Origin of the sequence: Intrasporangium sp. (genome assembly GCF_036566125.1) — a bacterium.
Taxonomy (GTDB): Bacteria; Actinomycetota; Actinomycetes; order Actinomycetales; family Dermatophilaceae; genus Intrasporangium.
On the sequence record NZ_DATCWX010000164.1, the window covers coordinates 1 to 12,235 of the forward strand.

Genomic DNA, 12,235 nt, shown 5'->3' on the forward strand with positions numbered 1-12,235 from the left:
GCCGATCGCGGCCACGAGGTCGTCGTCGCTGGGGGCCACGCCGCCACCATGACCGCCGTCATGGACCGCTCTCATATCCGGCACATCCCGGCTCCGACCATCACAGGCATGCGATCGGTACTCAACCGCCTGGGCGACGCCGACATCTTCAATGTCCATATGACTGCGGCCGAGATCGCGGCAGCCACGGCATGGCAAAGCCGACACGTACCCGTCGTGGCCACGCGCCACTTCGCAGCGCACCGTGGGCAGTCATCGTGGGCTGCTGGGGTCGTGTCCAGGTGGGCGGCGCGACGCATCGCCGCCCAGATCGCGGTCAGCCGTTATGTTGCCGAGCATGTCGAACCACCGGCGACCGTTGTCCTCTCTGGGGTTGGATCCACTGAGATGAGCAATCCTGTCGCGAGCCGTTCCCGGACCGTGCTCGTGGCGCAGCGGCTGCAACCGGAGAAGCGAACGGGAGACGCCATTCAGTGCTTTGCGGCGTCCGGCTTGGCCGCGAGCGGCTGGCATCTGGACATAGCGGGGTCGGGCGCTGATCTGGGGCGCCTGCGGGACGTGGTTGCGCAGTGCGGACTGGATTCCAGCGTGCGATTCCTGGGACAGCGCCGTGACATCGGCATACTCATGGCGAATGCAGCCATTCTCCTGGCCCCCCGTCCGGACGAGGCGCTCGGGCTGACCGTCCTCGAGGCCATGAGCCATGAGTTGCCCGTGGTCGCCGCCAATGGTGGAGGACACCTGGAGACGATCGGGGCGATCGCGCCGGAGCTCTGCTACCCAGTGGGTGATCTTTCGGCCGGCGCTGAGATCCTGCGCATGCTCGCGGCGAACGAGGCCCAGCGCGGGCAGCTCGGTGCTCGGCTGCGGGCGGCGCAGCGAGCCCAGTTCTCACTCGAGGCGCAGGCGTGCGCGACCGAGGCCGTGTATCGGAGTGTGCTGTGACGGACCTCATCGTCATGTCGCTCGAGCGATGGGACGACGTGTGGCGGCGGAACCAGCACCTCATAGCCGGGTTGCTTGACCGAGATACAACCCTGCGGGTCCTCTTCGTCGAGCCGGCCGTGGATCCGCTCCACGACCTGAGTCAGCGGCGACGACCACGGTGGCCGCGCGGGCTTCGTCCTGGGCCTGCCCTGCCTTCGGGTCCGACGAGGCGTCTGTGGCTGCTGGAGGGTGCCAAGTGGCTTCCGCGGCGCCTGGCTCCCCGGGTCGACGAGGGGCTGGCCGGCCGAGTGGTGGCCGCCACACGGCGGCTGGGTTTCGAGTTCCCCACCCTGTGGGTGAACGACCCCGATGGTGCTGCCGTTCTCGAGGTCATCGACTGGCCCACGCTGTACGACATCACGGACGACTGGCTACTCGCTGATCGGCCCGCCGCCGAAACGGAACGTCGGGCCCGCGCTGAGGAGCTGCTGATGGAAAGGGCCCGTGAGGTCGTGGTCTGCTCGCCGACCCTGGCGCGGACCAAGAGCGAACGACGAGACGTGGTCCTCGTCCCCAACGCCGTCGACGTCGCGGCCTACCAGCGACCTCAACCGCGGCCACGGGACCTGCCTGCAGACCCGTATGCCTTGTACGTGGGCACTGTCCATCGCGACCGGATTGACATCTCCCTCTGCGTCGACACCGCTCGCGCGCTTCGAGGCCGTGGTCGACTCGTTGTCGTTGGACCGCTGGCGTTGTCGTCCGCGGACCGCGCCCTAGTCGAGCGTGCAGGGGTCGTGCTGCTCGGCCCGCGGCCGGCAGCGCAGGTGCCCGCCTACCTGCAGCACGCGGAGGTCCTCGTCGTGCCACACGTGGTGACGCCCTTCACGGACAGCCTGGATCCGATCAAGCGCTATGAGTACCTGGCCACGGGCAGGCCAGTGGTCAGCACTCCAGTTGCAGGCTTCCGCGACGCGGGAGACCCCATGATTACCGTGGTCGAGGCGTCAGCCTTCGCTTCAGCGGTCGCGGAGCGCGTTCCCGACCGGGCGCCCCGCCTCCAGGCACCTGTCTCGGGGGTGCCGTCTTGGCACGATCGGGTCGAGCAGTTCGCGGAGGTACTTGACCGTGTGAGCGCGCCGTAGCGCATCAACGCGAAGTCAGCTGTGTCTCCGCGCTCGGCGCTGGCTCGACGCGGCGGACTCCCACGCCTGCAGGACCAACTGCGCTGTTCGTGTGACCGGATACCGGGCGCTGACCATCTCCCAAGCTGTCGTGCCTCGCCGTTCAGCCTCGATGGGATCCGCGAGCGCCTCAGTGATCGCGCTCGCGAGCGTGTCCGGAGATGCCGGGGGCACCAGCCATCCGACGGCGTTCGAGTCAGGCTCGAAGATCTCGTTGACCCCGCCTCCGGATGTGGCGATGACTGGGACGCCCCGGGCCATGGCCTCGGTGACGACTTGGCCGAACGGTTCGGGGACAGCCGCTGTGTGGACGACCAAGGTGAGTTCGTCGACGAGCCGAGTCGGGTTGTCGACGAAACCGGTGAAGTGCATGACCTCGTCGAGCCCTAGGCGGCTGACCTCCGAGGCGACCCTGCCCGCATAGTCGTCGGCTCCGAAGGCGGGCGCTCCGACCATGACGAACGTGGTTTCACCGTTGCGCTGTCGCACGCGAGCGGCCGCACGCACGAAGGTGAGCTGATCCTTGGTCTCACTGATCCGCCCCACTACGCCGATGGTTGGCGGCCCCGACGGTCGCGGCCGCGGAGTGGCCCGGATCTGCTCGGCGGACAGGCCGGGGGGAGCGACGATCACGTCGCGTCGTGAACTCAGAGTGGCTGCGGTCGCCAACGAGTTGGCGATCACCACACGCGGAACCCGAGCCAGCCGTCGAACCAGATCGACGGTACGTGCTGGCAGGTAGTCCGGTGCAATGCGGTCGTGCACGTGCCATACGAGGGGGCGGCCGATCAGCGGCCTCAGCGCAGCGGTGAGCAGGTTCGCTTTGAGCGACGTCGCGTGAACGACGTCCACGTCGAGGGACCTGATCAACCGCGCTAGCTGCCACCCGTGCCGCGCGATCCGACCTACCGACATGAGCGCCGTGCGCAGATCCAGTTCGTCACGCCGTATCGCGTTCACGGATGCGGGCAAAGCCAGGATTCGCACGTCTCGGCCGCTGTTCCGCAGCCGCTCCGCCAAGGGTCCGTCCTCGAAGAGCACGATGCTCACCCGGACGGTGTCGCCGATCGCATCGAGCAACCGCACCAAAGCCAGCTCAGCGCCGCCGAGTTGACTGGTGTGGTCAACGACGGCGACATGGAGTCGGCCAGGCCGCCATGGTCGTTCCTCCATCAGCCCTCCCTCGGGCGCAACCCTAGTGAATCGAGGACTGGTCCATCGGCAGAGCCCGACATCGTCAGGTGCATCCCGAACGCTGATGCCGATTCGGCCAGGCCCCGTGCATGCGCCAGAATGCAGCCATGCCTTCGACCCGCCAACCGCGCAGCCTCTCTGGAATGCAGCCGACAAGCGACTCGCTCCACCTCGGCAACTACATCGGTGCGCTCGTCGAGTGGGTCAAGCTTCAGGAAACGCATGACGCCTTCTACTTCGTCGCGGACCTGCACGCGCTCACGGTCGCGCCGGATCCCCACGTCCTGCGCGAGCGGACACGGGTCACTGCGGCGCAGTTCATCGCCGGCGGAGTCGATCCAGAGCGGTCCGTGCTGTTCGTCCAGAGCCACATCGCGTCGCACACCGAGCTGGCCTGGGTTCTCTCGACGATTACGGGGTTCGGTGAGGCGAGCCGGATGACCCAGTTCAAGGACAAGACGGCCAAGGGCGCCCCGGCGAACGTCGGGCTCTTCACGTATCCCATCCTCATGGCGGCCGACATCCTCATCTATGACGCCGACGTCGTGCCGGTGGGTGAGGACCAACGCCAGCACCTCGAGATCACTCGGGACCTGGCTGGCCGGTTCAACCAGCGATTCGGCGACACGCTCATCGTGCCGGAGCCGCACATCATCCGGGAGATCGCAAAGATCCAGGATCTCCAGGAACCCACGGCCAAGATGAGCAAGTCCGCGGGCGCGGATGCGGGACTCATCGGGCTGCTCGAGGAACCAGCGCGCATCGTCAAGAAGATCAAGTCGGCCGTCACCGATGCCGAGCGGGAGATCCGGTACGACCCCGAGGCCAAGCCCGGTGTGTCCAACCTTCTCTCCATCCACTCGGCCCTGTCAGGCACCCCGATCGGCGCCCTCGAGGCGACCTACGCAGGCAAGGGGTACGGCGACCTCAAGAAGGATGTTGCCGAGGTCGTCGTTGGGGCAATCGGCCCGTTCCGGGAGCGTGTCCTCGAGCTCATGCGGGACCGGGCTCAGCTGGACAAGATCCTGGCTGACGGGGCGGAACGAGCGGCCGCGGTGGCCGAGGCCACGGCGCGCCGCGTCTACGACAAGGTGGGACTCCTGCCGAGCGCTTCCCGAGCGTGACTGCGGGTCGGCGCCTCAACATCGCAACCATCGCCACCGACGCGCCGATGGGCGCGCAGGTGTACCAGGAGCAGGTCGCGAGTCGCGCAAGGGCCGCACTACTCGACGTGGGGGCCGGCGATTGGGAGGTACGCCGGCTTGTCACCCGCTCTCTTCGCGCCTCGCTACCCGGCAACCGCCGACTTCCAGTGGCGAAGGTCGCGATGGCTCCTGCCGTGGTGCGACGTGAACTGGGCAGACTGTTCTACGGCCGACACTCGGTGTCGCATCGGATGAACTTGGAGCTTCCGCCGGCGCCGCGCGGGGACGTCATCACGATCCACGACGTCGTCGCATGGCGATTCCAGGACGAGTCGCCACCCGTCTCCGCCGCCGCCGAGGAGGCACGACGTGCTGCCGCGGTCATCTGCGTGTCGGAGTTCAGCGCCAGCGAAGCACATGACCTGCTCGGCATTCGCGACCCGCACGTCGTGCACAACGGTGTCGATGCCGCGTTCTTCGATGCGACCCCGCATGACTCGACCACGTTGAACCAGTGGGGAATCGAGCGGCCCTACGTGTTGCACGCGGGTGGTGCCGCACGACGCAAGAATCTCGAAGCGCTCGCGGCGGCCTGGCCGCTCGTGCGTGCCGCCCGACCAGACCTCGATCTCGTGCTCGCGGGTCCTCCACATCCACGCCGCTCGGAGCTGTTCGCCTCACTGCCGGGCACGCACCTGGTGGGCCGGCTGCCGGACCAAGCCGTCCCGGGCCTGGTCGCGGCCGCCAGCGCCGTGATCGTCCCCTCGCTGTATGAGGGTTTCGGGCTCCCTGCCCTCGAGGCAATGGCGGCTGGCGTGCCCGTCGTCGCGGCGCGCACGAGTTCGTTGCCCGAGGTCGTCGGCAACGCAGGCCTGCTCGTCGATCCCACCAGCGCTGGTATCGCAGCGGGAATCATCGACGCGACCTCAGGGGACTCCGACGTCGTGAGCCTGGTCGACGAGGGGCGCGCCCGGGCTGCCCACTTCACATGGGAGCGCTGTGTCAGCAAGCACGCCCGCGTATGGGCCTCCGTCGGCTTGGCCGGACAGACCTAGGGTTGCGAAACCTGCTGTCGTTCATCTTCTGCCGTCAGGCGTGCCGGAGGACATCGATGACCCCACGCGGGAACGATCCGACCTCCACAACCTCAGTGAGCCGTTCGAGGGCACTCAACAGGGCGTCGCCACTCGCTGTCACAGCGTCTGGTTGCGCGGCCCACGCGGCGGATATGAACTCCTGGAGTGGCATCCCCGCTTCGAACGGAACGAAACGACTTCGTCCCGGCGTGATGACCGATTCGTAGTCACGGAACTTGAAGTCGCCGCCCCCAAGGGCGGGTTCCAGTGTCGTCCACACGGCTGGAATCCCGAAGGAGTCTGCCGTGATGAGGCCATGGAGTGATGTCGTCATCACTACACGCGCGGAGCCGATCTCCTGGGCGGCTCGGGGCGCGCTCTGGTGCACGTTGACGATTCGAACGGAGAGATCACGAGTCCCGGCCAGACCGAGGAAATCGCGGTGCTGTCGGTGGTGGCCGTGTGGCACGAGGGCGACCTCCCAACGTTTTCGGGGCACGGGTAGGTGGCGAGCCACGAGGATGCCCGGATCGCCGAGTGCGCAGGTCTCTGGCGCGCCGATGCGGTCCGCCGTCAAGTGCCCCCGAACGGCAAGGACGTGGGCACGCGGCAAGCTGTACCGCTGATCTGACATGAGGCCGCTGCCCCAGACCGCCCCCGCCCAGTCAGGGGGCAGGAACTCGAGGATGCTGCCGACGCCGATGAGCCGCGCGTGCTGGGGCTCGCGGTGGATCGGAGCCACGCCGAGGCGGGGCAACAGCCAAGGGGTGAGGTCATCCCCGAAATTCGGGTGTCCGTCCCACCAGTAGGTGGGAACCACGATGCCCTCAGTTCGCAGCGTCGCTTGGGTCAGCATTGTGGCGACTCTCCGCAGGACCCGCGCTCTGCGACGAAGCCGGTGGTCGTACGTGATCACAGGTCAACGTCCCATCGTTGAGTACATGTCGTTGTATGCGGCTGCTGTTGCCTCCCAAGTAAATTGGCTGACGCGCGAGCGGCCGGCTCTTGCGAGTCGGGCCCCCAGAGCGCCGTCCGCCTGCATCCTGTCTAGCGTGCCGGCCAGGGAGACGGTGTCCATGGGGTCGACCAGGATTCCGTCAATGCCATCGCGGACGAGGTCAGGCCCGCCCCCGCGGCTCGACATGATCAGGGGGGAGCCGCTCCGCCACGCTTCAAGGGCCACGATGCCGAAGGCTTCAACCCTGCTCGGCACGGCGACGGCCACGGCCCCCGCCATGCCGGCGGCGACCTCGTCCGCCGATAGGCGCCCGGGCAGAACGACCATCGGGTCGAGACCCAGTCGGCGTCGCTGGTCCTCCAGCGCCATGCGCTCGGGGCCGTCCCCGCCGATGATGAGGCGGACGCCTTGTTTCGGCAGTGAGGAGGTGGCGTAGGCGGACAGCAGCAGGTCGAACCCCTTCTGCTTGCCAAGCCGACCAACCGCGAAGACGTAAGGCGCTGGCGTTTCGGGAGTGCCGGGCGACATGTCGAGGTCCACCCCGTTGGGGACGACGACACCGCCGCGGAGTCCGTAGTTGTCTGCCAGATGGTCCAGCACAAACTGTGAACAGCCCGTCGTCGCAGTCGCCCGGGTCAGGGCGCTGCGCAGCCCGGACCGGAGTAGCGCCGACTCGTCGAAGATCGCGTGGTCGTCGGCGATCGTCTCACCATGGGAGCTCACGACGAGCGGGGTACGAAAAATGCGGTGCAGGGCGAGTGCATAGAGGCCGTTCGGCCCAAAACACTGGACGTGGAGAATCTCCGGTCGGAAGGCTCTCTGTACACGGACCCACTGCATCCATGCGGAAGGCGCCTGAGCGGCGTACGACAACAGGGCCCGTGTCGATCTCGCCGGAAGAGGAGTCGGAAGGTAGTGAACGGTCAGGCCGTCGACGAGTCGTTGACCAAGGTGTTCACCACGGTCGACAGTCCAGACCTCCAGGCTGTGGCCGCGGGTCATCAGCTCACGTCCAACATGCCGCACGTGCTCCTCGACGCCGCCGACATGCGGCGCGAAGGATGAGGTGACCAGCGCGATGCGGCGCGGTTGGGCAGTGTTCGGCACGCGCCCGATCGTAGACGTTGCCACAGCGGACTGACCGGCTCGATGGGCGCTGTCGATACGGTGAGCACGTGACGTCAACAGTTGCCCGAATCCTCTGGCTGAGCAACGAGACTCCGGATCGAAACGGGCAAGGTGGTCAGCGTCGCCAGTACTTTCAGATTGGCGCCCTCGTTGCTGGCGGTGTCGACGTAACGGTTGTGACAAACGCAGGCCACCAGTCGGACACCTCGGTGCGCGCTCTCGCTCACGTCCACCGCACCCACCCACGAGCTTGGCGGGGACTGCCCTCGACTCGGCATGGGCTGCTCATGCGTCGTCTCGCGGCGCAGCCGTGGGACGGAGTAGTGATCGCACACACTGAGTCGTGGGGCACGTGGCAGGCACTCCTGCGGCGCATGGATTCGAGCAGGGTGCTCGTCGACATGCACAACGTGCTCAGCTCATGGCACCACAGCCAGGGGCGCCTCGACGAGGCGGGCCGCTGGAGGGAGGTCGAGGCGGAGATCGAGTCACGAGGGGTCCGCGTCGCCGTCTGCTCAGAGAAGGAGGCCTCGCTGCTCGGCGCTTCTGCCCCGCCCATCGTGCTCCCGCACGGCATAGATCCGGACGAGTGGAGGGCGCCTCGGATGCCTGCTCGTGGCCCCGTCCTGAAACTCTTCGGCACGTGGGGTTGGGCACCGAACGCCGCCGGCCTCCGATGGTTTCTCGACGATGTCTGGCCGCGCCTGGAGCAGGCATCGGGATGGAGCTGCCACATCGCCGGGTCGGGGGTCGCGCAACCATTGCCACGTGGCGTGCAAGCTGTGGGGCGGGTGGGGTCGGTCAGTGACTTCCTGTCCGATGCCACAGCAGTGGCCGTGCCGGTGCACAACGGAGTCGGAGCGCCGCTGAAATACGCGGAGGCATTGGCCTCCGGGGCGCCGGTCATTGCGACTGTCGACGGCGCGCCGCTTCTGAGCTGCCTGCCTGTCTGCGTCTCCGACGACCCCGGCAGGTGGGCGGCTGCCCTCGCCGAGGTGCTGCGGCGACCGACCCACTACGAACGTGTGGCTCGGCATGCTCGAGCAAAGGTGTTGGAAGAGCTCTCTTGGGTCGCGGTGAGCAAGCCGCTGCTGGATTGGGCGGTGCAACCCGCCTGAGCGTCGCGCTGGCCGCGCCGGGGTTCGGATGTGCTCCGAGTGGCGGCCGGGTCCGCCGCCAACACGTACCATGTCGCTCGATGCGACAACTCATGGCCCAGCTGGGGGACGTTCTCGACCGGCCGACCAAGGTCCGACTGGGACTGGCGACGTTGGTTTCTCTCTTGTTTGCCCTGCTCGATACCGCGGCGATCGTGCTCATGCTGCCCTTGGTTGAGCTCGCCTCGGGCAGCGCGCCGACCGAGGGCATCATGGCCACCTTCTCGGAGGTGCTTGGTCATCCGTCAACCGAGCGTCTCACGCTCTACGTCACACTCATCGTGGTGGGCCTCTTCGTCGCCAAGGATCTTGGTGCTCTCGGCTTCACCTGGTGGATGGCGCGCTTCAAGGGACTCAACAGGGTGAAGACGTCGAGCGCCATCTTGGGCCACTTCCTCACCTCGCCGTTCACCGAGATCTCTCGGCGCAGCACGTCAGAGTTGATTCGCACCATGGTCGACGCTGTCACGCAGGTCTATGGGAGCGTCGTCTACGGGCTGATGCTGGTCGTCACCAGCTCGCTCTCGATGCTCGCCATTCTCGCGGCGCTGCTTTATACGGCGCCGTTGCCCACTGTCGTCCTGGTCACCTACCTCGGCTTGGCGTCGGCGGCCTACCTGCGCTTCATGAAGCCGAAGGCCGTGCGAGCGGGTCATGCATCGGCGGCAGCGTCGGAGGCTGCGTGGCGTTCCGCGCTGGCGGCGCTGGGTGGGCTCAAGGAGACCCGAGTGCGAGGAAGCGAGGCCGTCTTCGTGGAGCGCTTCGAGACTGCCTCGCGTCGCGGAGTTCGTCCGGCGCAGATTGCCGAGTTCATTGGTGCGGCGCCTCGATACCTCTTGGAGATCCTCTTCATCATCGCCGTCGGCGTCATCCTCGTCATCGGAGGCGCCTCCGGTCCGGGGCAAGCGGGCGCTGGCGCCATCATCGGTCTGTTGGCCATGTTCGTCGCGGCCGGCTTCCGCACGCTTCCAGCCGTGACTGCACTGTTGGGTGCCGTCAACAGCATTCGTTTCGGGCTGCCCTATCTCGGGCTCGTGCGCAAGGAACTCCAGCGGATGGGGGCCACGAGTCAGCCAATTCATGCCACCGGAGCCCGGCTCGCGTTCGATCGCGACGTCAGCGTCGAGGATGTGAGCTTCCGCTATCCCGGAGCAGACCGGCCAGCCTTGGAGGGAGTGTGCCTGCGGGTCCCCTATGGACGGTCGCTCGCGCTCGTCGGCGGGAGCGGCGCCGGCAAGACGACCCTGGTCGACGTGTTGCTCGGGCTGCACAGCCCCGACAGCGGAAGGATCACGGTCGACGGGCATGACGTAGCGCAGGACGTGCGCGCTTGGCAGGCCAACATCGGCTACGTTCCACAGGACGTGTTCCTCCTCGACGGCAGCCTCGCGGAGAACATCGCTTTTGACCAACCGCCGGAGCAGATTGACGCAGGTCGGCTGGCAGACGCAGTCGCACATGCGCAGCTCGGTGATCTCGTCGCTGCGCTCCCGGACGGCATCGACACCTATATCGGCGAGCGGGGTTCGCGGCTGTCCGGCGGCCAACGCCAGCGAGTCGGGATAGCACGCGCGCTGTACCGGCAGCCAAAGCTGCTCGTCCTCGACGAGGCAACCTCTGCCCTGGACAATGAGACAGAGCATCGGATCAGTGCCGCGATCACCGCACTGCGTGGCGAAGTCACCGTCGTCATCGTTGCGCACCGGCTGTCCACAGTGCGTCACGCGGATGCGATCGCGTTCCTGGAAGACGGACGGGTTGTCTCCATGGGCACTTTCGACGAGGTGCGCCGTTCGAACGAGGCTTTTGACCGACTGGTGCGCCTTGGTTCCCTCACCTAGTGCACGTCGCCCACCGCGGCGTTGGGTACGGTTCGTGGTGTGACCGAACCAACGACGATCGGTGTCTCCATCCCGATCCCGTCACCGCACGGCGAGTACCTCCAGGAGCGACGCGCGGCCTTCGGTGATCCGTCAGCATGGGGCATCCCGGCCCACATCACGCTGCTGCCGCCGACCCCGGTCGAGGACGGTGTGTGCGAGGACTTCATCGCCCACTGCAAGCACGTCGCCAGTGAGCGCGACAGCTTCGAGGTCGTCCTCCGCGGAACGGGCACGTTCCGCCCCATCTCAGACGTCGTCTACATCCAGGTTGCCCAAGGCGTCTCCGCCTGCGAGCGGCTCGAGACGGCTCTGCGATCCGGGCCGCTGCAGCGGGAGCTCGACTTCTACTATCACCCGCACGTGACGGTCGCCCACAACGTTCCGGCTGACGCCCTCGATCGGGCCTTCGAGGAGCTCGCCGACTTCCACATCGCCTTCACCGTCGACGCGTTCCATCTCTACGAACTGGGTGCTGACAGTGTGTGGCGGCCCAAGCACGACTTCAAACTCGGGGCGGCCGCGCAAGGAGAGTGACTCGGTCATGGCGTTCAAGGACCTCGTCGACCGTGCCACTGCCACACCCCCGTACCGAGCCTGGAAGCGCTACCGGGACGCCAACGGCAGGCTCCTCGCTGCAGGGGTCTGCTATTTCGCCTTCTTCTCGATCTTCCCGGCACTTGCGCTGGCGTTCACGGCATTCGCCTTCTTCCTCCAGGGCCGACCCGACATCCTCGCGACCATCGCTGAATCGCTCAACGAAACATTCCCCGGCGTGGTGAAGACCGCGGACAACCCGGATGGGCTCATCGGGATCTCCGCCCCACAGACCTCCACGTTGACGATCACGGGCATCGTCTCGTTCGTCACCCTGCTCTGGGCCGGCCTGGGCTGGGTCGGCGCCCTGCGCAGGGGCATCCGAGGGGTCTTCGGCCTTGACGCCGCGCCGGGCAACGCGGTGCTGGCAAAGGTGCGCGACCTCGGAGTGCTGCTCACCTTGGGACTGGGCATTGCCCTCTCCGCGATCGTCACCAGCGCCGTCGGTGGCTGGGCGGAACGCATCGCGGGCTGGATAGAGGTGCTGCCGGGCAACCCGGTCCTGTTCACGGCAACCGGGCTGCTCCTCGGTGTGCTGTTCGACGCCCTGCTCATGGTGATCCTCATTCGGGTCCTCTCCGGGGCTCCGCTCCCGGGGGCGAACGTCCGCACCGGCGCCATCGTGGGCGCCGTCCTGCTCACCACGATGAAGTACTTCGGCGGACTCCTCGTCGAGCGCGCCACGTCGAACCCGCTGCTGGGAACCGTCGCGGTCGCGGCCGGCCTTCTCGTGTGGCTCAACCTCATGGCGCGCGTGGTGCTCTTCTCCTCGGCGCTGGCGGCCAACGACCTCGACGTGGCCCGTCTCGCTGGTGTGGAGGAGCCGTCACCTGTGACGTCCCCGGTCACCGTCATGCCGTATGCCGCTCACGTCGTCACCGAGGCACCGCCGAGTCGTGCGGGTGATCGGGTCTCCTTGGCCGCTGGAGCCGTACTGGGTGCGCTGGGGGCACTGACCATCGGGGCGCTGCGGGGCAGACGCCGGTGAG

At 67.2% G+C, this 12,235-nt stretch carries 11 protein-coding genes; 8 read left to right on the top strand and 3 right to left on the bottom strand.

Annotation, left to right across the window (positions count from 1 at the left end):
- Both VIR15_RS09670 and VIR15_RS09675 read left to right on the top strand, forming a co-directional pair.
- Positions 1–945, top strand: a 945-nt coding sequence (locus VIR15_RS09670; protein ID WP_331927266.1) for a glycosyltransferase family 4 protein, incomplete at its 5' end; no start/stop codon positions are given.
- On the top strand, positions 942–2,072 hold the full coding sequence (locus tag VIR15_RS09675) for a glycosyltransferase (RefSeq protein WP_331927267.1): 1,131 nt from the start codon (positions 942–944) through the stop codon (positions 2,070–2,072). The genes VIR15_RS09670 and VIR15_RS09675, both read left to right, overlap by 4 nt.
- A gap of 15 nt (positions 2,073–2,087) precedes the next feature.
- On the opposite strand, the gene VIR15_RS09680 is transcribed toward VIR15_RS09675, so the two are convergent.
- Positions 2,088–3,284, bottom strand: a complete 1,197-nt coding sequence (locus VIR15_RS09680; protein ID WP_331927268.1) for a glycosyltransferase family 4 protein — start codon at positions 3,282–3,284, stop codon at positions 2,088–2,090.
- A gap of 110 nt (positions 3,285–3,394) precedes the next feature.
- On the opposite strand from VIR15_RS09680, the gene trpS reads away from it, so the two are divergent.
- Complete coding sequence (gene trpS, locus VIR15_RS09685; protein WP_331927269.1) at positions 3,395–4,429, top strand: tryptophan--tRNA ligase; 1,035 nt, start codon at positions 3,395–3,397, stop codon at positions 4,427–4,429.
- Positions 4,426–5,505, top strand: a complete 1,080-nt coding sequence (locus tag VIR15_RS09690; RefSeq protein WP_331927270.1) for a glycosyltransferase family 4 protein — start codon at positions 4,426–4,428, stop codon at positions 5,503–5,505. Before trpS ends, VIR15_RS09690 begins: the two co-directional genes overlap by 4 nt.
- 34 nt (positions 5,506–5,539) lie before the next feature.
- Here VIR15_RS09690 and VIR15_RS09695 read toward each other — a convergent pair whose 3' ends face one another.
- The gene (locus VIR15_RS09695; RefSeq protein ID WP_331927271.1) at positions 5,540–6,382 is read right to left on the bottom strand and encodes a polysaccharide pyruvyl transferase family protein; all 843 of its coding nucleotides are present in this window, start codon (positions 6,380–6,382) and stop codon (positions 5,540–5,542) included.
- Between the two features lie 63 nt (positions 6,383–6,445).
- Entirely contained in the window at positions 6,446–7,486 is a 1,041-nt protein-coding gene (locus VIR15_RS09700; RefSeq protein ID WP_331927293.1) for a glycosyltransferase family 4 protein, read from the bottom strand.
- 173 nt (positions 7,487–7,659) lie between these two features.
- Between VIR15_RS09700 and VIR15_RS09705 the strand changes: the two genes are divergently transcribed.
- The 4 genes from VIR15_RS09705 to VIR15_RS09720 all read left to right on the top strand — a co-directional run bounded on the left by VIR15_RS09705 (position 7,660) and on the right by VIR15_RS09720 (position 12,234).
- Positions 7,660–8,730, top strand: a complete 1,071-nt coding sequence (locus VIR15_RS09705; protein WP_331927272.1) for a glycosyltransferase family 4 protein — start codon at positions 7,660–7,662, stop codon at positions 8,728–8,730.
- Between the two features lie 80 nt (positions 8,731–8,810).
- Positions 8,811–10,610: an ABC transporter ATP-binding protein gene (locus VIR15_RS09710; RefSeq protein WP_331927273.1), complete on the top strand. Its 1,800-nt coding sequence runs from the start codon at positions 8,811–8,813 to the stop codon at positions 10,608–10,610.
- A 39-nt stretch (positions 10,611–10,649) separates the two neighbouring features.
- Positions 10,650–11,186 carry a 2'-5' RNA ligase family protein gene (locus tag VIR15_RS09715; RefSeq protein WP_331927274.1) on the top strand — a complete coding sequence of 179 codons (537 nt, stop codon included), beginning with the start codon at positions 10,650–10,652 and terminating at the stop codon, positions 11,184–11,186.
- A 7-nt stretch (positions 11,187–11,193) separates the two neighbouring features.
- Positions 11,194–12,234, top strand: a complete 1,041-nt coding sequence (locus VIR15_RS09720) for a YihY/virulence factor BrkB family protein (protein WP_331927275.1) — start codon at positions 11,194–11,196, stop codon at positions 12,232–12,234.
- Position 12,235 lies beyond the last annotated feature (1 nt).

Excerpts from the sequence above, each read along its gene's own strand:
- VIR15_RS09680 (WP_331927268.1), bottom strand. The coding sequence starts at position 3,284 with ATGGAGGAACGACCATGGCGGCCTGGCCGACTCCATGTCGCCGTCGTT.
- trpS (WP_331927269.1), top strand. The coding sequence starts at position 3,395 with ATGCGCCAGAATGCAGCCATGCCTTCGACCCGCCAACCGCGCAGCCTC.
- VIR15_RS09695 (WP_331927271.1), bottom strand. The coding sequence starts at position 6,382 with ATGCTGACCCAAGCGACGCTGCGAACTGAGGGCATCGTGGTTCCCACC.
- VIR15_RS09700 (WP_331927293.1), bottom strand. The coding sequence starts at position 7,486 with ATGACCCGCGGCCACAGCCTGGAGGTCTGGACTGTCGACCGTGGTGAA.
- VIR15_RS09710 (WP_331927273.1), top strand. The coding sequence starts at position 8,811 with ATGCGACAACTCATGGCCCAGCTGGGGGACGTTCTCGACCGGCCGACC.
- VIR15_RS09720 (WP_331927275.1), top strand. The coding sequence starts at position 11,194 with ATGGCGTTCAAGGACCTCGTCGACCGTGCCACTGCCACACCCCCGTAC.